Raw genomic sequence first — 19,815 nt, 5'->3', positions numbered from 1 at the left:
CACAACTGCATGGTCGACCCCTCAAGAAGGGGAGAGGGGAGGGAGGGGGTGGGGGTGGTCAGTGGAAGAAGTGGCGGGTGGAGGTCAGGTACATGGTGACGCCGGCCTCCTTGGCGGCGGCGATCACCTCGTCGTCGCGGATCGAGCCGCCCGGCTGCACGATCGCGCGGACGCCGGCGTCGATAAGGATCTTCGGGCCGTCGGCGAACGGGAAGAACGCGTCCGAGGCGCAGACCGAGCCGCGGGCGCGGTCCGCTCCGGCCCGGCTGACCGCGAGCTGCGCCGAGTCGACCCGGTTGACCTGGCCCATCCCGACACCGACGGTCGCGCCGTCCCTGGCGAGCAGGATCGCGTTGCTCTTCACCGCGCGCACCGCCCGCCAGGCGAAGGCCAGGTCGCGCAGGGTCGCCTCGTCGGCCGGTTCCCCGGTGGCCAGCCGCCAGTTGGCCGGGTCGTCGCCCTCGGCGTCGATCCGGTCGGCCACCTGCACCAGTACGCCGCCGGTGACCTGCCGCCACTCCGCCGGCAGCGGGCCGTACGCCGGCGCACGCAGCAGCCGGATGTTCTTCTTGGCCTGGAGGACCTCCACCGCGCCCTCGTCGAACCCGGGCGCCACCAGCACCTCGGTGAAGATCTCCGAGACCTGCCGGGCCAGCTCCACGCTCACCGGCCGGTTGACGGCGATCACCCCGCCGTACGCGGACACCGGGTCGCAGGCGTGCGCCTTGCGGTGCGCCTCGGCCACGTCGGCCCCGACCGCGATGCCGCACGGGTTGGCGTGCTTGATGATCGCCACCGCCGGCTGGTCGGCGAAGTCGTTGGCCGCCCGCCACGCCGCGTCGGCGTCGACGTAGTTGTTGTAGGACATCTCCTTGCCGTGCAGCTGCTCGGCCTGGGCCAGCCCGGCCGGGCTGGCCGGGTCGACGTAGAGCGCGGCCGGCTGGTGCGGGTTCTCGCCGTAGCGCAGCACCGCCGAGCGGCGCAGCGCCAGCCCGGCGAAGTCCGGCCAGCCGTTCTCCTCGGGCGCCAGCGTGGTGGCGCACCACTCGGCCACCGCCACGTCGTACTCGGCGATGACGGCGAAGGCACGGGCGGCCAGCACCCGCCGCTGGGCCAGCGTGAAGCCGCCCCCGTCGAGCGCGGCGAGCAGCGCCGGGTACGCGGCCGGATCGGTCACCACGGCGACCGAGGCGTGGTTCTTGGCGGCGGCCCGCACCATGGCCGGACCGCCGATGTCGATCTGCTCGACGCACTCCTCGACGCCGGCCCCGGAGGCGACCGTGGCCTGGAACGGGTAGAGGTTCGACACCAGCAGGTCGATGCCCGCGATGCCGTGCTCGTCGAGCTGGGCGACGTGGGAGTCCTTGCGCAGGTCGGCGAGGAGCCCACCGTGCACCTTCGGGTGCAGCGTCTTGACGCGGCCGTCGAGGATCTCCGGGAAGCCGGTCACCGTCTCCACCGGGGTCACCGGCACGCCCGCGCCGGCGATGGTCGAGGCCGTGCTGCCGGTCGAGACGATCTCCACCCCGGCCGCGTGCAGCGCCCGCGCCAGCTCGACCAGGCCGGTCTTGTCGTACACGCTGACCAGCGCCCGCCTGATCGGGCGGCGCTCGTCCTGAGTGGAACTCACGGAACAGTGACCTTTCTTCCGGTGATCGTCCAACCTTCGCGGACCAGGCGGCCCACCTGCTCGACGAGCTGGCGCCGCTCGGCTTCCTTGATGCGCTCGGTGAGCGTCTCGACGTCGTCGTCGTCGTGCACGGGCACGGCGACCTGCGCGACGATCGGGCCGGTGTCCATGCCCGCGTCGACGAAGAAGAGCGTGGCCCCCGTGACCTTCACCCCGTAGGCGAGGGCGTCGCGCGGACCGTGGATGCCGGGAAACGCCGGCAGCAGCGTGTTGTGGGTGTTCAGGTAGCGGTCGCCGAAGGCGGCCAGGAAGCGCGGGCCGACCAGCTTGAGGAAGCCGGCGGAGACGACCAGGTCCGGCCGGTGCTCGGCGACCCGGGCGGTCAGCGCCGCGTCCCAGTCCTCGCGGCTGGGGTGGTCGGCGATCCGCTCCACGAAGGTCGGCACCCCCGCCGCGACGGCCCGGTCCAGACCCGCGATGCCGTACCGGTCCGCGCCGACGGCCACCACCCTGGCCCCGTACGCCGGATCGGCACCCGCGTCTAGCAGGGACTGAAGGTTGCTCCCGGAGCCGGAGACCAGGACGACGATGCGGGCGACGGGCGCGGGCTCGGTCACCGGGCCAGCCTATCGGGCGTGCCGTCTGCTCCATCCGCTGGGCATTGCGACATTCACCGACGACGTGAATGGCCGGGACCAGGTACGCTGCCGGTCGCTCGGGCCGGCGCGCGTCAGGCCCGCACCCGTCAGTGATCCGACGCCCCAACGGGGTGTCGAGTGGAATGAGGAGTACGCCGAGATGCAGCCCGGATACCAGCCGCAGCAGCCGCAGATCAACAACAACATGACGATGTCGATCGTCGCCATCTTCCTCTTCTGGCCGCTGGCCATCCCGGCGATCATCAACGCCTCCAAGGTGAACCCGCTGCTCCAGCAGGGCGACTACGCCGGGGCCCAGGCCGCCGCCGCCGAGTCGAAGAAGTGGTCCAAGTGGGCCCTCATCGTCGGCATCAGCTGGTACGTGATCGTGCTGCTGTGCTGCCTGCTCGGTGGGCTCGCCGGCGTGGTGGGCGGCAGCACCTCCACCAGCAGCTACTGACAGATCGGACGAGGAGTCGCATGCAGCCCGGCTACCCCGGACAGGATCCGTACGGTCAGCAGCCGCACCAGGATCCGACCGCGCCGCACCACGACCCGTACGCCCTGCCGCCGACGGCGCCGTACGGTCAGCAGCCCGTCTCCGGGCAGCCGCAGGATCCGTACGCCCCGCAGGACCCGTACGCCGCTCCGCCGAACCCGTACGGTCAGCAGCAGCCCACCTCCGGCCAGCCGTACGGCCAGCCGGACCCGTACGGGCAGCAGCCCAGCTCGGGCCAGCCGTACGGCCAGCCGCCGTACCAGGACCCGTACGGACAGCAGGCGTACGCGCCGCCGCCCATGTACCCGAACGCGGGGTTCGCGGGTAAGGGGCCGGGACAGCAGGAGAACACCCTCGGCCTGGTGTCCATGATCATCGGCATCGCGTCGATCCCGCTGGTCTGCTGCTACCTCGGCATCCCGCTGGGCATCGGCGCGCTGGTGACCGGGTGGATGGGCAAGCAGAAGGCCGACCAGGGACTCGCCGACAACGGCGGTCAGGCCCTCGCCGGCCTGATCTGCGGCGCCGTCGGCATCGTGCTCAGCCTGCTCCAGTTCGGCTTCCTCGGCCTGGGCTTCTTCATCCCCTGACCGGCATGCGACAAGGGGCGTCCCGGCTCGGCCGGGGCGCCCCTCCGGTTTTGTCGGCCCTCAGCGGGGCGCGCGGGACAGCGCACGGGTCGCGGCGGCGCCGATCACCGCCCCGACCGTGATGACCGCCGCCCCCACCGCCGCCACCTGCCAGGCGACGGGCCCCACCTCGGCCAGCCGGCCGCCGCCGAGCGACCCGGCGGAGGCCGCCGCGGCGACGCCCAGCAGCAGGCCGGCCACCGGACCGGCGAGCGCCGCCGGCCCGAGCAGCGGTCCCCAGCGCAGCGGCGCCCGGTCGTCGGCGGCGATCCGGAGCAGCCGGCGGGCGAGCAGCCAACCCGCGGCCATGCCGGCGAGGACCGGCACCGCGAGCAGCGCGGCCCCGAGGCCGTCGACCGGCCCGCGCGGCAGCCCGGCCAGCAGCGGTACGGCCGGCAGCGCCCCCACGGAGACCTCACTGGTGCGTACGGCGGTGTCGGTGCCGACAGCGAAGCCGGGGCCGAGCAGGTAGCTGACCGCCCAGATCGTGGCGTTCGGCGCGTAGGCGAGGCTGACCAGCGTGATCCCGGCCTGGCCGGCGACCCCGGTGTTGTAGGCCCCGATCAGGTCGGCGGCGTCCCCGCCTCCGGTGGCCACGGCGAGCCCCGCCGCACCGGCTCCCGCGCCCAACAGCAGCAGCCCGGCGACGAGCCCGGTGCGGATGCCGTCGCGCAGCGGCTCCGGGGAGCGCGCGGCGAGCAGACCGGCCACGTGGGTGGTCCGGGCCGCGCCGACCAGGGCCGCGAGGGTGCCGAACAGCAGGAGGGTCAGCCCGGCGCGGACCAGGGGGACGCCGGCCAGGGCCGCGCCGAGCACCCCGAGCAGCGCGTACGCGACGCCGACCGCGCCGGCGGCGAGGAGCGCCTGCCGGGGTGACCGCCCGCCGCGCGCGCCGATGGCCCGGCTGGTGTGCACGCCCGCCCGGGTCAACCGCCAGAACACCAGTGCGGTCAGCGCCAGCGGGGCCAGCCCGAACGGACCGGCGACGGTCTCCAGTGGGACTCCGTGCCCGAGCAGCCAACCGGCCAGGCCGGCGCGGAGCGCGTCCGACACGGACGCCGCACCCTCACTGAGCTGGAACAGCCAGAGCACGACCACGACCGGCAGCCACGAGGTGAGCGCCGCCCAGCCGGCGGCCACCCCGGCGGCGACGGCGAGCGGGGCGCGGCTGCGGCGCGGCTCGCCGGCGCGCGGCGCGGGCACCCGCCGGCCGCGTCCGACGGGCGCGGCGGGCCGGGCGCCGGGGCCGACGCCGGTGCCGGGACGGCTGGGCTGATCAGGGGTGACGGAGGACATCGCGTCTACTCTGGCATGCCGGGCCGGCAGCGGCAGTCCGATACCGCCCCGCAGCGGCGACGAGTTCCGTGATCCACCATCTCCGGCCCCCGATCCGGTCTAGCCTCGGGCGCAGGGACGCGACCGAGGGTCGTGACACCGACGCCCGGAGGAGAGCCGTGAACACTCCGTATCCACCGCCCCCGCCGCCGCCGGCCGCGGCCGGGAGCGACCGCACGGTGCTCTGGGGCGTGCTCGGCATCATCCTCGGCCTGCTCTGCTGCGGCATCCTGGGGATCGTCTTCGGTTACCTGTCGATCCGGGACGCCAAGCGCTTCGGCCAGTCCCCCGTGCTCGGCTACCTGGCGATCGCGTTCGGCGTGCTCAACATCATCGGTAGCGGCATCCTCTGGGCCGGCGGCAACTACCCGCTCTACAACGACTGAGGCCATCCCGGCGCCGCTGCCGGTCACGTCGCGCCGGCAACGACGGAGGGCCGCCCGCGAACGGTCGGCCCTCCGGTCGTACGTCAGCCGGGCTCAGCCCGCGGACATGATCTCCCGCATGAGCTTGGCGGTCTCGGTCGGGGTCTTGCCGACCTTGACGCCGACGGCCTCCAGCGCGCTCTTCTTGGCGTCGGCGGTGCCCGCCGAGCCGGAGATGATCGCACCGGCGTGCCCCATGGTCTTGCCGGGCGGCGCGGTGAAGCCGGCGATGTAGCCGACCACCGGCTTGGTCACGTTCGCCTTGATGAACTCGGCGGCCCGCTCCTCGGCGTCGCCACCGATCTCACCGATCATGACGATCGCGTCGGTGTCCGGGTCGGCCTCGAACGCGGCGAGCGCGTCGATGTGCGTGGTGCCGATGATCGGGTCACCGCCGATGCCGACGCAGGTCGAGAAGCCGATGTCGCGCAGCTCGTACATCATCTGGTAGGTCAGCGTGCCGCTCTTGCTGACCAGGCCGATGCGGCCGGTGCCGGTGATGTCGGCCGGGATGATGCCGGCGTTGGAGGCGCCCGGCGAGGCGATGCCCGGGCAGTTCGGGCCGATGATCCGGGTCCGCTCCCCCTTGGCGACGTTGTACGCCCAGAACGCGGCGGTGTCGTGCACCGGCACGCCCTCGGTGATCACCACGGCCAGGTCGATCCCCGCGTCGATCGCCTCGACGACCGCGCCCTTGGTGAACTGCGGCGGTACGAAGATCACCGTGACGTCCGCACCGGTCTGCGCCATCGCGTCCGCGACGCTGGCGAAGACCGGCAGCTGGGTGCCGTCGAAGTCGACCGTCTGGCCCGCCTTGCGCGGGTTGACGCCGCCGACGACGTTGGTGCCCGCGGCGAGCATCCGCCGGGTGTGCTTGGAACCCTCGGAACCGGTCATCCCCTGGACGATGACCTTCGAGTCCTTGGTCAGCCAGATAGCCATTGTCAGACCCCCGCAGCCGCCAGCTCGGCGGCCCGCTCGGCCGCGCCATCCATCGTGTCGACCCGCTGGACCAGCGGGTTGTTCGCGCCGTCGAGGATCGCCCGGCCGGCCTCGGCGTTGTTGCCGTCGAGGCGGACGACCAGCGGCTTCGTGACCTGCTCGCCGCGCTGCTCGAGCAGGGCCAGCGCCTGCACGATGCCGTTGGCGACCTCGTCACAGGCGGTGATGCCGCCGAAGACGTTGACGAAGACGCTCTTCACCGACGGGTCGGAGAGGACGATCTCCAGGCCGTTCGCCATCACGGCGGCGCTCGCGCCACCGCCGATGTCGAGGAAGTTGGCCGGCTTGACGCCGCCGTGCCGCTCACCGGCGTACGCGACCACGTCGAGGGTCGACATGACCAGGCCGGCGCCGTTGCCGATGATGCCGACCTCGCCGTCGAGCTTGACGTAGTTGAGGTCCTTCTCCTTGGCGGCCTGCTCCAGCGGGTCCACCGCGGCCTGGTCGACCAGCGCCTCGTGGTCCGGGTGCCGGAACGCGGCGTTCTCGTCGAGGGTGATCTTGGCGTCGAGCAGCAGCAGCTTGCCCTCACCGGTCTTGGCCAGCGGGTTCACCTCGACCAGCGTGGCGTCCTCGGCCACGAAGGCCTTCCACAGGCCCACGGCGACCTCGACGACCTGGTCGGCGACCTCCGCCGGGAAGCCGGCGGCGGAGACGATCTCGCGCGCCTTCGCCTCGTCGACGCCGGTGTTGGCGTCGATCGGGGCCTTGACGACCTTCTCCGGGGTCTCGGCGGCGACCTGCTCGATGTCCATGCCGCCCGCGACGCTGGCGATGCAGAGGAAGGTGCGGTTCGCCCGGTCGAGCAGGTACGAGAAGTAGTACTCCTCGGCCACGTCCGCGGTCACGGTGATCATGACCTTGTGGACGGTGTGGCCCTTGATGTCCATGCCGAGGATGTCGGTGGCGCGGGCCACCGTCTCCTCCGCGCCCTCGGCCAGCTTCACGCCGCCGGCCTTACCGCGGCCACCGACCTTCACCTGCGCCTTGACGACCACCCGACCGCCGAGGCGTTCGGCGATCGCGCGGGCCTCCTCCGGGGTCGTGGCGACGCCGCCAGCGAGCACGGGCAAGCCGTGCCGCTCGAACAGGTCCCGCCCCTGGTACTCGTACAGGTCCACGTTTGCGCGTCCCGTCCCGTCTCCGCGGCGCGCCGTCGCGCCGCCACCAGCGTATGGAAAACAGTTTGACGCCTGTCATCGCTTGAAACAGGCCATTGGGCGCAGCCTAGCGAGGTGGACACCGCCGGCAACCGAGCGGGTGCGCGTTGTGCGGTAATGCACAATCGGCCGTGTCGCGCGGCCTTTCCGCGAGTTCCGCGTGATGTCAGCCGTCCGGGGGATGTTCCCGGGGCTGCGTAACCCCTTTGTGGAGGCGTCGTTGAGTCAGGTGTCGGAGCGCTGCACGCAGCGCGGCGACGGGAGCGGCCGATGCCCTGTCGGTCGAGGGGTGGCGGCGGGGCATCGTGCATAGAGGGGCCGGACGTGTGAGGGGTGCGTCCGGCCCCTCCCCCTGTCCGGGGTCGGCCGTCGACCAGCCACGCGCGCGGTTGCTGGCGCCCGGCGCCGAACGGGCTGCCGGGCCCTCGTCAGGCGACCGGCTGCGCGACGTTCTGCCGGACCCACTCCACGATCGACTGGGTGGTCGCGCCCGGCGTGAAGATCTTGGCGACGCCGAGCCGCTGCAACTCGGGAATGTCGGCGTCGGGAATGATGCCGCCACCGAAAACGACGATGTCGCGGGCGTCACGCTCACCGAGCAGTTCCACCACCCGCCGGAACAGCGTCATGTGCGCCCCCGACAGCACGGAGAGCCCGACCGCGTCGGCGTCCTCCTGGATGGCGGTCTCCACGATCTGCTCCGGCGTCTGGTGCAGGCCGGTGTAGATGACCTCCATGCCGGCGTCCCGCAGGGCACGCGCGACGACCTTTGCACCACGGTCGTGGCCGTCCAGGCCCGGCTTGGCGACGACGACCCGTACACGAGAGCTCATCAGCGCATCCCTTTCACCGGCTCCGCGGCTTCACTGAACGAACGGTAACCCGCTCACCCCTGCCCGGGAAATCCGGGCGGCGAACTCGCGGCGCGCGCGGCGGGTGACGATGGCCACCGGCGCCGGTACTGCGGATCATGACGCCGCCCGGCGTCAAGCCGGACGACTCCGCCGTTCGGTCACCGTGCGCGACGAACGGGCAGTTACGGAGGCACCGTTCGACGGGTATGAGCCGTGACAATCACGGACGGAAAGGGACAGATCACGTCGGCAATTCGGCGCTTCGGCTTGTGACGGGACTGGTGGTTGGCTAACGTGTCCACGGTTGTCATCAGGTCCACGGACGGGTGACGACGCGGCCAGGCGACGTTCACCGGAACTTCACGGGCGTCGAGGAAGCCGCTTCGGATCCCCGACAACGGAGGGTGTGCGTGCGCCAGCGCCTGTCGTCTGAGCCCGATCGATATCGCGGTCGCCGCCGCGTACCCACCCCCCCGCGGAGCCGCTACGCGGCCGTCGTCACCACCGCGTTCGTCGGCGCCGGCATCGTCGCCATCGGCGCGGGTGCCCTGCCGGACGCCAAGAGCGTCAGCCCGTCGGTCCTCGACGAGCTCAAGGCCGCCTCGACCATCAACCAGGACGCCGCCGCCCGCGCGGAAGCCGCCGACCGTTCCAGCCGCGACAGCGACCGGGCCGGAGCCGAGAAGTCCGCCGAGCCCGAGGTCTGGCTCCTCCCCCTCCAGGGCTACGAGTTCAACTCGCCCTACGGCATGCGGTGGGGCAAGCTGCACACCGGCGTCGACCTGGTCGCCGCCGAGGGCACGCCCTACGTCGCCATCCACGCCGGCACCGTCACGAAGGCCGGTTGGTTCGGCGGCTACGGCTACACGGTGATCGTCCAGCACGCCGACGGCAGCGAGGCGATCTACGGCCACTCCTCCGCTCTGAGCGTGCAGGAGGGGCAGCAGGTGAAGGCGGGCGACCAGCTCGGCCTCGTCGGCAACACCGGCCACTCCTACGGCTCCCACCTGCACCTCGAGGTGCATGTCAAGGGCGAGCCGCTCGACCCGGTGCCGTGGCTCAAGGAGCGCGGAGTGGACATCCAGCTACAAGTAGAGGCGTACTACAGCGAGGTAGCCGCGTCCTGACGCTGCGCACCGCCCGTCAACCGCCCGGAGCTGTCGATCCGGGCGGTTTTTCGTTGCCCCGGTTCGCGCAAAGTGAGCCGAGTCACCCACGCGACTGTGACCGGCGACACGCACCGGCATGATCACTTTTGCGCTCGAAAACCCTGAACGGGGACGCATCGGACGACGAGAGTCGCCGCCGACCCGCCGCGCTCCTGTCCACTACCCGTCACGCACCGTCGCGACACCAGTATTTCGAGGTCAAGTGCCCCCTCGATCAGTGAAGGTCCGCCGTGCAGGAAGACATTCGGAACGAGAACACCCCCGACGCCCCCGCCCGGCACCGGAAGCGGGTCGGCGGCCGCACCCGCGTGATCATCGCCGCGGTGGCCCTGACGGGCCTCGGCCTCGGCGGCGCCGCCTTCGCGGCCACCGGGAACGACGGCCCCTCCGTCCCGGCCGCCGCCGTGGACACCGCCGCCCGCGCGGAGGCCGCCGACCGCGCCGACCGTTCCGCCCGCGAGACGACCGCCCCGGCCGCCCCCTCCGCCACCCCCTCGGCGAGCCCGACGCCCAGCCCGACGAAGGCCAGCCCGGCGGCGAAGCCCAAGCCGAAGGCCACCACGGCCAAGCCGAAGCCGAAGGCGACCAGCAAGCCGACGCCCGGTTGGGTCATCCCGATGCAGGGCGCGGCCATCACCTCCTGCTACGGCCCGCGCTGGGGCACCCAGCACGCCGGCATCGACTTCGCGCTGCCCGCCGGCACCCCGGTCCGCGCGGCCTTCGGCGGCACCGTCACCAAGGCCGGCGACGTCGGCGACGGGTACGGCATCTCCGTCTTCATCGACCACGGCAACGGCTACCTGACCCACTACGCGCACCTGAGCACCACGAAGGTGGGCGTGGGCGACAAGGTCAGCACCGGGCAGACCATCGGCCTGGAGGGCTCCACCGGTGACTCCACCGGCCCGCACCTGCACTTCGAGGTGCACCAGGGCCAGATGTGGAACCAGATCGACCCCGCGCCGTTCCTGCGCGCCCGGGGCATCGACGTGGCCTGCTGACCCGCGTGTGCCGCCACGGTCCGGTCCGGCGCGCCGCCGGATCGGGCCGTGGCGGCACACGCGATGAAGACCGGCGGCGCCACGCTCCGACGCGTCACCGGATCGGGCCGTGGCGGCAACACACGATGGCGACCGGCCAGCCGGAAGCTCCCACCGGCCGGGCCGCTGGCGCGCCCGCCGCCCCCGGACCGCCCCGCGGCTGGTGCCCGGTGCCGGAGGCTCAGAGCTTGTCGATCGGGGCGTGCCGGAGCACCAGCCACATCGTCTGGTCGCCGAAGTCGATCTGCGCCCGCGCCCCCGGGCCGTGCCCCTCCACGGCGAGCACCCGGCCCAGGCCGTAGCGCTGGTGGTTGACCCGGTCGCCGACGGCGACCTTCGGCCCCTGCGGCAACTCGCTCGCCGTGGTCAGGCGGCTGGCGTCGACCCCCAGCCGCTTCGCCAGCTGCGCCGCCTTCGGCGTGCCGCCGTTGAAGCCCCCACGCCCGCCGGGCACCCGGTCCGCGCGGCCACCCACGCCGCCGCCACCGCCGGCCCACGAGGTGTACGACCCCTCGGTGCGCTCCCAGCGCACCAGCTCCGGCGGCAGCTCCTCCAGGAACCGCGACGGCGGGTTGTAGGCCGGCTGCCCCCACGCCGAGCGGGTGACCGCCCGGGAGAGGTAGAGGCGCTGACGGGCCCGGGTGATGCCCACGTACGCCAGCCGGCGCTCCTCCTCCAGCTCCCGGCTGTCGCCCAGCGAGCGAAGGTGGGGGAAGACGCCGTCCTCCAGACCGGTCAGGAAGACCACCGGGAACTCCAGGCCCTTCGCCGTGTGCAGCGTCATCAGGGTGACCACGCCCTGGTGGTCCGGGTCGTCCGTCGGCACCTGGTCGGCGTCGGCGACCAGCGCGACCTGCTCCAGGAACCCCGCCAGGGTCGCCCGCTCCCCCTCCTCGCCGGTCGCCTCGATCCGCTCGGTGTACTCCCGGGCGACGCTGACCAGCTCCTGGAGGTTGTCGACCCGGCCCGCGTCCTGCGGGTCGAGGCTCTCCTCCAGCTCGGTCAGGTAGCCCGAGCGGGTCAGCAGCGCCTCCAGCACCTCCTCCGGGGTGCCGGTCTCGGCCAGCTCGCGGGCGCCGTCGAGCAGGGCGACGAAGTCGGCGATGCCGTTGGCCGCCCGGGTGGAGATGCCCGGAGCGTCCTTCGCCCGCCGCAGCGCCGCGCCGAAGGAGATCCGGTCCCGGCCGGACAGCGCCTCCACGCACGCCTCGGCCCGGTCGCCGATGCCCCGCCGGGGGGTGTTGAGGATCCGGCGCAGGCTGACGGTGTCGTCGTCGTTGACCACCGCGCGCAGGTAGGCCAGCGCGTCGCGGACCTCCTTGCGCTCGTAGAAGCGCACCCCGCCGACCACCTTGTAGGGCAGGCCGACCCGGATGAACACCTCCTCGAAGACCCGGGACTGGGCGTTGGTGCGGTAGAAGACGGCAACGTCGCCGGGGCGGGTCTCGTCGGCGTCGACCAACCGGTCGATCTCGCGGGCCACCCAGTCGGCCTCGGCGTGCTCGGTGTCGGCCACGTAGCCGACGATCGGCTCGCCGGCCCCCGCCTCGCTCCACAGTCGCTTCGGCTTGCGCGACGTGTTCCGGTCGATCACCGCGTTGGCCGCGTTGAGGATGGTCTGGGTGGAGCGGTAGTTCTGCTCCAGCAGGATCGTGCGGGCGTCGCCGAAGTCGCGCTCGAACTCCAGGATGTTGCGGATCGTGGCGCCCCGGAACGCGTAGATCGACTGGTCGGCGTCACCGACCACGCAGAGCTCCGCCGGCTCGATCCCCTCCGTGCCGGCGACCAGCTCCTTGATCAGCACGTACTGGGCGTGGTTGGTGTCCTGGTACTCGTCGACCAGGACGTGCCGGAACCGCCGGCGGTAGCTCTCCGCGACGTGCGGGTGGGACTGGAGCAGGTGCACGGTCGTCATGATCAGATCGTCGAAGTCCAGCGCGTGCGCCTCGCGCAGCCGCCGCTGGTAGAGCGTGTAGGCCTCCGCCAGCGCCCGCTCGTTGGGGCCCTTGGCCCGCCCCGCGAACTCCTCGGGATCGACCAGCTCGTTCTTCAGGTTGGAGACCTGGGCGGCCAGCCCGCGCGCCGGGTAGCGCTTCGGGTCGAGGTCCAGCTCCCTGGCGACCATCTGCATCAGCCGGCGGGAGTCGTCGGCGTCGTAGATCGAGAAGGTCGACTTCAGCCCGGCGTGCTCGTGCTCGGCACGCAGGATGCGTACGCACGCGGAGTGGAACGTCGACACCCACATCAGGCGGGCGCGGGGACCCACCAGGTTGGCGACGCGCTCCTTCATCTCGCCGGCGGCCTTGTTGGTGAAGGTGATCGCGATGATCTCGCCGGGGTGCACGTCCCGGGCGGCCAGCAGGTAGGCGATCCGGTGGGTGAGCACCCGGGTCTTGCCCGAACCCGCACCGGCCACGATCAGCAGCGGCGAGCCGGCGTGGGTGACGGCGTCGCGCTGCGGCCCGTTGAGGCCCTCCACCAGGGCCTGTGGATCGAGGTGGACGGCCGCCGGCCGGGGCCGGTGCGGCGCCGTCGGGGCGGGCGGGGACGCGGGGATGTCGAAGAGAGGATGCATCGCACGGCGAGTCTATGCCGCCCGGCGGACACTTCCCCGCCACGTACCGTCGGGTCGCAGGAAGGGTCCTTTCTTACCACCGGTCGAGACGAAGCTGTCACCTTGTCGTGTCTGGTGCCGCCGTCCCCCATGCACAACGATGACGGTGAAAATCCGGCTCCTCCCCCGTACACGACTGGGAGAACGACCATGACTCAGCCGCGTTCGCGCGGTCGGGCGGCGCTGCGCCACCTCGCCGCGCCCACCCTCGCGTTGGCCGTCGTCGCCACGCTGTCCACCGCTTCCCGGCCCGCGCCGGACCCCGCCACCGACCAGGCGGCCGGCCTCACGCCCGTCTCGGTCTCCTACGCCGTCCCGACCGGCGGCGAGGTCAAGGGCAACTTCCTGAGCTACAACGACTTCCACGGCGCCATCGACCCGCCCGGCGGCAGCGGCGCGACGGTCAACGGCACCCCCGCCGGCGGCGTGGAGTACCTCGCCACCTGGCTGAAGAAGCTGCGCGCCGAGGCCAAGGCCGAGGGGCGCGTCACGACCACCGTCGGGGCCGGCGACCTGATCGGCGCCACCCCGCTCGTCAGCGCCGCCTTCCACGACGAGCCGACCATCGAGCTGATGGACGAGATCGGGCTCGACGTCAGCTCCGTCGGCAACCACGAGTTCGACGAGGGCGTCGACGAGCTGATCCGGATCAACAAGGGCGGCTGCCACCCGGTCGACGGCTGCCAGGACGGGGACGGCTTCGCCGGCGCCAAGTTCACCTACCTGGCCGCCAACACGGTCAGCAGGAAGACCGGCCTGCCGATCCTGCCCCCGGTCGACGTGAAGTTCGTCGGCGGGGTGCCCGTCGGCTTCGTCGGCGTGACCCTGGAGGGCACCCCGGGCATCGTCAACCCGGCCGGCATCACCTCCGTGAAGTTCACCGACGAGGTGCAGACCGCCAACAAGTGGGCCGGCGTGCTCAAGCTCTTCGGCGTCAAGGCGATGGTGCTGCTGGTGCACGAGGGCGGGGCCCAGTCGCCGCCGCCGGCCACCCCCGGCGTCTCGGACTGCGCCAACTTCTCCGGCCCGATCGTCGACATCGTCCGCGGCCTGCGGCCGGAGTTCGGGCTGGTCGTCTCCGGCCACACCCACCGCTTCTACTCCTGCTCGCTGCCGAACTCCTCCGGCGCCCGCAGCGTGGTCACCAGCGCCGGCAACAACGGCCAGCTGATCACGGACGTGGACTACTCGCTGGACCGGCGCACGGGCCGGTTCACCGGGATCTCCGCCCGCAACGTCGTGGTCGAGAACGGCGTACGCAAACCGGACGGCGGCTGGCAGGAGAGCGCGCCGGGCACGTACGTGCGCAACCCCGACCTGGTGGACCCGGGCGCGAAGGCGCTGGCCGACAAGTACCGGAGGGCCGTCGCGCCCATCGCCAACCGGGTGGTGGGCCGGATCTCGGCCGACATCGTCCGCGACGTCCGGCCGAACGGGGAAAGCCCGCTCGGTGACGTGATCGCCGACGCGCAGCTCGCGTACACCCGCTCGAACGGGGCGCAGATCGCACTGATGAACCCGGGCGGCATCCGGGCGTCCCTGCCGTACGCGGCCTCGGCCGGCGACGAGGACCCTGGCGAGATCACCTACGGCGAGGCGTTCACCGTCCAGCCGTTCAACAACCTGGTGGTCACCCAGACCCTCACCGGCGCGCAGCTGCGCAACGTGCTGGAGCAGCAGTTCGTGGGCTTCAACGGGCAGACCACCCAGCGCATCCTCCAGGTGTCCGCCGGGCTGACCTACTCCTACGACAGCACGGCCCCGGTGGGCTCCCGGGTCAGCGCCCTGGCGTTCGACGGCGCGCCGGTCGACCCGGCCGCCAGCTACCGGGTCACCACGAACGACTTCCTGGCCAACGGCGGGGACGGCTTCACCGAGCTCCAGGCCGGCACCAACCGGACCACCGCCCCCGGCTTCGACGTCGACGCGCTGATCGCCTACCTGGGCGCCGGCGCCCCGGTCGCTCCCGGCCCGGCCGACCGCATCACCCGCCTCGGCTGAGGCGCGGGCGGTCCCGGCGTCGCGACGGCACCGGGACCGCCCGTCCGGTCACGGGTTGCGCCGAATCCTTGCGCAGGCCGGGCCAGGGTCGGCATACTCGACGACATGTTCGGTCAGCGCTTCTACTTTTACTACGGCACCGGGAGTCCGGCAGCCGTAGGTCGCGCCTGATCAACCAGACCTACGAGAAAGCCCCGGGCTCCTGGAGCCCGGGGCTTTCTTCGTCCCGGGATCCGGGCACCGGGCACCTGACGGCGAGGGGTACCCGATGATGACAGACGTGGTGGAGTCCAACGGCAGCCTGCGGCGCCCCGAGACGGGCCGACCCGGCCCGGGTGCCTCCGGTTCCCCGGCCGACGCGCCGGAAAACGCCGGCGCCGGGCCGGAGGCGCGTACCGGCACTCCGGAGCCGACCGCGGCGGCCCGGATCGTCGAGATCCGCGAGCGGATCGACGAGATCGACCGGGCGTTGATCGAGCTGTGGCAGGAGCGGGCCCAGCTCTCGCAGGAGGTGGGGGTGACGCGGATGGCCTCCGGCGGCACCCGGCTGGTGCTGTCCCGGGAACGGGAGATCCTGGAGCGCTTCCGGGTCGCCCTGGGCGCCGACGGTACGCAGCTCGCACTGCTGCTGCTCCGCGCCGGCCGCGGCCCCCTGTGAGGCGTACGCCGACCGTGGCCCCCTCGCCGGCGTACGCCGGCGCGGTCGCCGGAAAAGACGGAACCGCCTGCCGCCGTCGCGATGACGTCGGCAGGCGGCTCCGCGGGGCTCACGCCTCGTGCGTCTGCACGATCTCGCGCTTCTCGGCGAAGTGGCAGGCGCTCGGGTGGTCCGAGCCCGGCCGGACCTCCAGCAGCGGGACCTGCTCGGCGCAGATGTCCTGCGCCTTCCAGCACCGGGTGCGGAACCGGCAGCCCGAGGGCGGGCTCACCGGCGACGGCACGTCACCGGTGAGGCGGATGATCGCCTTGTTCTCCCGGACGGTCGGGTCCGGCACCGGCACGGCCGAGAGCAGCGCCTGGGTGTACGGGTGGGTCGGCCGCTCGTAGATCTCGTCCTCGGTGCCGATCTCCGCGATCTTGCCGAGGTACATGACCGCGACCCGGTCCGACAGGTGCCGGACCACCGACAGGTCGTGCGCGATGAAGATGTACGACAGGCCGAACTCGCCCTGGAGCTTCTCCAACAGGTTCATCACCTGGGCCTGGATCGACACGTCCAGGGCGCTGACCGGCTCGTCGCAGACGATGATCTCGGGCCGCAGGGCGAGCGCGCGGGCGATGCCGATGCGCTGCCGCTGACCACCCGAGAACTGGTGCGGGTACCGGTTGATGTGCTCCGGGTTCAGACCCACCAGGTCGAGCAGTTCCTTGACCTTGCCCTGGCGGGTGCCCTTCGGCGCCACCTCCGGGTGGATCTCGAACGGCTCGCCGATCAGGTCGCCGACCGTCATCCGGGGGTTCAGCGAGGTGTACGGGTCCTGCATCACCAGCTGGATCTGCCGGCGCAGCCGCCGCAGCGCCCCGCCGGAGAACTTGGAGATGTCCTGGCCCTTGTAGTGGACGCTGCCGGCGGTCGGCTTCTCCAGGTTCATCAGGACCCGGGCGAGCGTGGACTTGCCGCAGCCCGACTCGCCGACGACGCCGAGGGTCTCCCCGGCCTTCAGCTCGAAGGAGACGCCGTCGACCGCCTTGACGTGACCGATGGTCTTCTTGAACACCACGCCCCGGGTCACGGGATAGTGCTTGACCAGGTCACGGACCTCGAGGATGTTCTCAGTCACGGTTCACCAGCTCCTCGGCGAAGTGGCAGGCGCTGGCCCGGCCGGAACCGACCTGCAGCAGCGGCGGGACCTTCTCCCGGCAGACCGGCTGTGCCATGGGGCAGCGCGGGTTGAACGGGCAGCCCGACGGGATGTTCATCAGGTTCGGCGGGAGGCCCTTGATCGTCCGGAGCTGCTGCCCCTTCTCGTCGAGTCGCGGGATCGAGTTGATCAGGCCGATCGTGTACGGGTGCGCCGGCTTGGCGTACAGGTCGTAGACGTTGGCTTCCTCGACGATCCGGCCCGCGTACATGACCGCGATCCGGTCCGCGACGTCGGCGACGACGCCGAGGTCGTGGGTGATCAGGATCATGCCCATCTGCCGCTCGCGCTGGAGTTCGGCGAGCAGGTCCATGATCTGCGCCTGCACCGTCACGTCGAGCGCGGTGGTCGGCTCGTCCGCGATCAGCACCTCCGGGTCCAGGGCGAGCGACATCGCGATCATCGCGCGCTGCCGCATACCGCCCGAGAACTGGTGCGGGTAGCTGCTGAACCGGCCCTTGGCGTTCGGGATCTTGACCTGGTCGAGCATTTCGATCGCGCGCTTCTTCGCGTCGGCGCGGCTCATGCCGCGCCGCACCCGGAACTGCTCGGCGATCTGAAAACCGACGGTGAAGACCGGGTTCAGCGCCGAGAGCGCGTCCTGGAAGATCATCGCGATGCCCTCGCCGCGGATGCGGCGCCGCTCCTCGAAGGACATGCCGAGCATGTCCTTGCCGTGGAAGCGGACCTGCCCGCCGGTGACGAAGCCCGGCGGCGTGTCGAGGATGCCCATGACGGTCTGCGCGGTGACGCTCTTACCGGAGCCGGACTCGCCGAGCACGGCGAGGGTCTCCCCCGCGTCGACGTGGTACGTGACCCCGTTGATGACCTTGGCGACGCCGTCCCGGGTACGGAACTCCACCCGGAGGTCGTCGACCTCGAGCAACCTGCCCGAGGGGCGGCCGGACGCACCGGCCGCGGACTGCTCGGACACCAGAATGTCGGACAACTGAATCTCCCCTAGCGGAGTTTCGGATCGAGGGCCTCGCGGACCGCCTCACCGAGCATCACGAAGCTCAGGACGGCGGTGACGAGGAACGCGGCGGGGAAGAAGAGCAGGTACGGCGCGACGCGGAGGAGGTTCTGCGCCTCGTTGATCATGATGCCCCAGGAGACCACCGGGCTCTTCAGGCCGACACCCAGGAAGGACAGCGTCGCCTCGGCACCGATGTAGGAGCCGACCAGGATCGTGCCGTAGACCAGCAGCGGGGCGAGACAGTTCGGCAGCAGGTGCTTCATGATGATCCGGCCGGTGCCGGCACCCAGCGCGCGGGCGGCGACGATGTAGTCCGCTTCCTTGGTGGCCAGCACCGAGGAGCGCATCAGCCGCATCACGACCGGCCAGCCCAGCACGACCAGGGAGATGCTCACCAGGGCCATGATCTCCGCCTTGGTGTTGCTCGTGCCCGACCCGTTGAAGGTCGTCAGGATCACGATGGCACCCAGCACGAACGGCAGCCCGAAGAAGACGTCGGCGATACGGGAGAGCAGCGCGTCCACCCAGCCGCCCCGGTAGCCCGCGACGATCCCCATCGCGCCGCCGAGAAGCAGCACGCCGAGCACGGAGAGCAGGGACACCACGATGGAGGCGCGGGCGCCGTAGATCACCCGGGCGAAGACGTCGCGGCCCTGGAAGTCGTAGCCGAACCAGGCCTCGGAAGAGGGGCCGACGAGGCTGTTCTGCAGATCGCCGTTCTCCGGGTCGCCGGAGGTGAACAGCGACGGGAAGATGGTCATCAGCAGGAAGAGGAAGATGAACGCCGCGGAGATCCAGAACAGCGGCTTGCGGCGCAGGTCGCGCCAGGCGTCGCCGAGCAGGCCGCGCGGCTTGTCCTTGCGGGCGTTCTCCGGCAGACCCGCGTTGGTCGGCGCCCCGATCTCGTCGGGTGCCTGCGCGGGCGGCGTGCTGACGATCGAGGCGGCACTCGGGTCACTCATGCCAGCACCTCGCTCCGCTCGGCGCGGACACGAGTGACCTCGCACGCGGCAATGATGATTCGTTCACTGCGCTCACTCATAGCGGATCCTCGGGTCCAGGGCGGCGTAGAGCAGGTCGACCAGCAGGTTCATCAGCAGGTAGACGAGCACCAGGACCACCACGATGGAGACAACGGTAGCGCTCTCCTTGGTAATGATCGCGCGGTAGACCTGTCGGCCGATCCCGTTGATCTGGAAGATGCCCTCGGTGACGATGGCCCCGCCCATCAGGGCGCCGAGGTCGGTGCCGAGCAGGGTCACCACCGGGATGAGCGAGTTGCGCAGCAGGTGCACCCCGACCACCCGGCGCATCGGCAGGCCCTTGGCGATCGCCGTGCGGACGTAGTCGGCGCGGCGGTTCTCCGCGATGCTCGTGCGGGCCAACCGCGCGACGTACGCCATCGAGGCGCTGCCCAGCACGAAGCCGGGGACGATCAGTTCGGAGAGCCGCATCTCGTTGGAGACGGTCGGCTTGACGATGCCCCACTGCACGCCGAGCAGCCACTGGGCCACGAAGCCGATGACGAAGATCGGCAGCGCGATCAGGAAGAGGGTGGAGACGAGGACCAGGTTGTCCAGGAAGCCGTTGCGGCGCAGGCCGGTGAGCACGCCCGCGGTGAGGCCGATGACCGCCTCGATGGCGAGCGCCACCAGGGCCAGCTTCAGGGTGTTCGGGTACGCGGTGGCGATGATGTCGCCGATCTGCCGACCGCCGAACGTCTCCCCGAAGTCACCCTGGAAGAGGTTCTTCATGTAGTTGCCGTACTGCACGAGCAGCGGCTCGTCGAGCTTGAACTTCTCCGTCATCTTGTTGACGAAGCTGTCGGGGCAGGGACGCTCGCCGCACTTGCCCGCGAACGGATCGCCGGGCACCGACCACACGAGCCAGTAGATCAGGAACGTCGTCCCGATGAAGACCGGGACGAGTTGGAGTAGCCGTCTCAACAGATAACGGCCCATGGGGTGGTCCTCCAGACAGG

At 71.6% G+C, this 19,815-nt stretch carries 18 protein-coding genes; 7 read left to right on the top strand and 11 right to left on the bottom strand.

Annotated elements, in window-relative coordinates; translation table 11 throughout:
- Nucleotides 1-58 precede the first annotated feature (58 nt).
- A complete protein-coding gene (gene purH, locus ACGFIG_RS03160) occupies nt 59-1,630 on the bottom strand; it encodes a bifunctional phosphoribosylaminoimidazolecarboxamide formyltransferase/IMP cyclohydrolase (RefSeq protein ID WP_392998616.1) in 1,572 nt (523 codons plus the stop codon).
- Nucleotides 1,627-2,247 (bottom strand): phosphoribosylglycinamide formyltransferase, encoded by a 621-nt coding sequence (gene purN, locus ACGFIG_RS03155; RefSeq protein ID WP_392998614.1) that lies wholly within the window; start codon nt 2,245-2,247, stop codon nt 1,627-1,629. Before purN ends, purH begins: the two co-directional genes overlap by 4 nt.
- Before the next feature lie 181 nt (nt 2,248-2,428).
- Here purN and ACGFIG_RS03150 point away from each other — a divergent pair, with 181 nt between their 5' ends.
- Complete coding sequence (locus ACGFIG_RS03150; protein WP_392998612.1) at nt 2,429-2,728, top strand: CD225/dispanin family protein; 300 nt, start codon at nt 2,429-2,431, stop codon at nt 2,726-2,728.
- A 20-nt stretch (nt 2,729-2,748) separates the two neighbouring features.
- Complete coding sequence (locus ACGFIG_RS03145; RefSeq protein ID WP_392998610.1) at nt 2,749-3,357, top strand: DUF4190 domain-containing protein; 609 nt, start codon at nt 2,749-2,751, stop codon at nt 3,355-3,357.
- Between the two features lie 60 nt (nt 3,358-3,417).
- On the opposite strand, the gene ACGFIG_RS03140 is transcribed toward ACGFIG_RS03145, so the two are convergent.
- A complete protein-coding gene (locus ACGFIG_RS03140) occupies nt 3,418-4,692 on the bottom strand; it encodes a DUF6350 family protein (RefSeq protein ID WP_392998608.1) in 1,275 nt (424 codons plus the stop codon).
- 158 nt (nt 4,693-4,850) lie between these two features.
- Here ACGFIG_RS03140 and ACGFIG_RS03135 point away from each other — a divergent pair, with 158 nt between their 5' ends.
- Complete coding sequence (locus tag ACGFIG_RS03135; RefSeq protein WP_392998606.1) at nt 4,851-5,117, top strand: DUF4190 domain-containing protein; 267 nt, start codon at nt 4,851-4,853, stop codon at nt 5,115-5,117.
- A gap of 93 nt (nt 5,118-5,210) precedes the next feature.
- On the opposite strand, the gene sucD is transcribed toward ACGFIG_RS03135, so the two are convergent.
- The 3 genes from sucD to ACGFIG_RS03120 all read right to left on the bottom strand — a co-directional run bounded on the left by sucD (nt 5,211) and on the right by ACGFIG_RS03120 (nt 8,151).
- A complete protein-coding gene (sucD, locus tag ACGFIG_RS03130) occupies nt 5,211-6,098 on the bottom strand; it encodes a succinate--CoA ligase subunit alpha (RefSeq protein WP_392998604.1) in 888 nt (295 codons plus the stop codon).
- A 2-nt stretch (nt 6,099-6,100) separates the two neighbouring features.
- The gene (gene sucC, locus ACGFIG_RS03125) at nt 6,101-7,279 is read right to left on the bottom strand and encodes an ADP-forming succinate--CoA ligase subunit beta (RefSeq protein ID WP_392998602.1); all 1,179 of its coding nucleotides are present in this window, start codon (nt 7,277-7,279) and stop codon (nt 6,101-6,103) included.
- 467 nt (nt 7,280-7,746) lie between these two features.
- Nucleotides 7,747-8,151 carry a cobalamin B12-binding domain-containing protein gene (locus ACGFIG_RS03120; protein WP_132230988.1) on the bottom strand — a complete coding sequence of 135 codons (405 nt, stop codon included), beginning with the start codon at nt 8,149-8,151 and terminating at the stop codon, nt 7,747-7,749.
- Nucleotides 8,152-8,582: 431 nt separating this feature from the next.
- Between ACGFIG_RS03120 and ACGFIG_RS03115 the strand changes: the two genes are divergently transcribed.
- Together ACGFIG_RS03115 and ACGFIG_RS03110 are read left to right on the top strand one after the other, a co-directional pair.
- On the top strand, nt 8,583-9,299 hold the full coding sequence (locus tag ACGFIG_RS03115; RefSeq protein ID WP_392998600.1) for a M23 family metallopeptidase: 717 nt from the start codon (nt 8,583-8,585) through the stop codon (nt 9,297-9,299).
- A 272-nt stretch (nt 9,300-9,571) separates the two neighbouring features.
- Nucleotides 9,572-10,342: a peptidoglycan DD-metalloendopeptidase family protein gene (locus ACGFIG_RS03110; protein WP_392998598.1), complete on the top strand. Its 771-nt coding sequence runs from the start codon at nt 9,572-9,574 to the stop codon at nt 10,340-10,342.
- A gap of 220 nt (nt 10,343-10,562) precedes the next feature.
- Here ACGFIG_RS03110 and pcrA read toward each other — a convergent pair whose 3' ends face one another.
- Entirely contained in the window at nt 10,563-12,956 is a 2,394-nt protein-coding gene (pcrA, locus tag ACGFIG_RS03105; RefSeq protein ID WP_392998596.1) for a DNA helicase PcrA, read from the bottom strand.
- Nucleotides 12,957-13,145: 189 nt separating this feature from the next.
- Between pcrA and ACGFIG_RS03100 the strand changes: the two genes are divergently transcribed.
- Nucleotides 13,146-14,996: a bifunctional metallophosphatase/5'-nucleotidase gene (locus ACGFIG_RS03100; protein WP_392998594.1), complete on the top strand. Its 1,851-nt coding sequence runs from the start codon at nt 13,146-13,148 to the stop codon at nt 14,994-14,996.
- A 268-nt stretch (nt 14,997-15,264) separates the two neighbouring features.
- Complete coding sequence (locus ACGFIG_RS03095; RefSeq protein WP_392998592.1) at nt 15,265-15,654, top strand: chorismate mutase; 390 nt, start codon at nt 15,265-15,267, stop codon at nt 15,652-15,654.
- Between the two features lie 109 nt (nt 15,655-15,763).
- Here ACGFIG_RS03095 and ACGFIG_RS03090 read toward each other — a convergent pair whose 3' ends face one another.
- The 4 genes from ACGFIG_RS03090 to ACGFIG_RS03075 form a co-directional block, all read right to left on the bottom strand.
- A complete protein-coding gene (locus ACGFIG_RS03090) occupies nt 15,764-16,777 on the bottom strand; it encodes an ABC transporter ATP-binding protein (protein ID WP_392998590.1) in 1,014 nt (337 codons plus the stop codon).
- Complete coding sequence (locus ACGFIG_RS03085) at nt 16,770-17,792, bottom strand: ABC transporter ATP-binding protein (protein WP_392999402.1); 1,023 nt, start codon at nt 17,790-17,792, stop codon at nt 16,770-16,772. Before ACGFIG_RS03085 ends, ACGFIG_RS03090 begins: the two co-directional genes overlap by 8 nt.
- A 26-nt stretch (nt 17,793-17,818) precedes the next feature.
- Nucleotides 17,819-18,796 carry an ABC transporter permease gene (locus tag ACGFIG_RS03080; protein WP_392998588.1) on the bottom strand — a complete coding sequence of 326 codons (978 nt, stop codon included), beginning with the start codon at nt 18,794-18,796 and terminating at the stop codon, nt 17,819-17,821.
- A 72-nt stretch (nt 18,797-18,868) separates the two neighbouring features.
- Nucleotides 18,869-19,795, bottom strand: coding sequence for an ABC transporter permease (locus ACGFIG_RS03075; RefSeq protein WP_392998586.1), 927 nt, complete (start codon nt 19,793-19,795; stop codon nt 18,869-18,871).
- Nucleotides 19,796-19,815: the final 20 nt, after the last annotated feature.

Source organism: Micromonospora sp. NPDC049048, from assembly GCF_043197615.1.
GTDB lineage: Bacteria > Actinomycetota > Actinomycetes > Mycobacteriales > Micromonosporaceae > Micromonospora.
This window is presented reverse-complemented; position numbering and strand designations above follow the sequence as displayed.

Excerpts from the sequence above, each read along its gene's own strand:
- ACGFIG_RS03150 (WP_392998612.1), top strand. The coding sequence starts at position 2,429 with ATGCAGCCCGGATACCAGCCGCAGCAGCCGCAGATCAACAACAACATG.
- ACGFIG_RS03145 (WP_392998610.1), top strand. The coding sequence starts at position 2,749 with ATGCAGCCCGGCTACCCCGGACAGGATCCGTACGGTCAGCAGCCGCAC.
- ACGFIG_RS03095 (WP_392998592.1), top strand. The coding sequence starts at position 15,265 with ATGATGACAGACGTGGTGGAGTCCAACGGCAGCCTGCGGCGCCCCGAG.
- ACGFIG_RS03120 (WP_132230988.1), bottom strand. The coding sequence starts at position 8,151 with ATGAGCTCTCGTGTACGGGTCGTCGTCGCCAAGCCGGGCCTGGACGGC.
- ACGFIG_RS03100 (WP_392998594.1), top strand. The coding sequence starts at position 13,146 with ATGACTCAGCCGCGTTCGCGCGGTCGGGCGGCGCTGCGCCACCTCGCC.
- ACGFIG_RS03140 (WP_392998608.1), bottom strand. The coding sequence starts at position 4,692 with ATGTCCTCCGTCACCCCTGATCAGCCCAGCCGTCCCGGCACCGGCGTC.
- pcrA (WP_392998596.1), bottom strand. The coding sequence starts at position 12,956 with ATGCATCCTCTCTTCGACATCCCCGCGTCCCCGCCCGCCCCGACGGCG.
- ACGFIG_RS03075 (WP_392998586.1), bottom strand. The coding sequence starts at position 19,795 with ATGGGCCGTTATCTGTTGAGACGGCTACTCCAACTCGTCCCGGTCTTC.
- sucD (WP_392998604.1), bottom strand. The coding sequence starts at position 6,098 with ATGGCTATCTGGCTGACCAAGGACTCGAAGGTCATCGTCCAGGGGATG.
- ACGFIG_RS03080 (WP_392998588.1), bottom strand. The coding sequence starts at position 18,796 with ATGAGTGACCCGAGTGCCGCCTCGATCGTCAGCACGCCGCCCGCGCAG.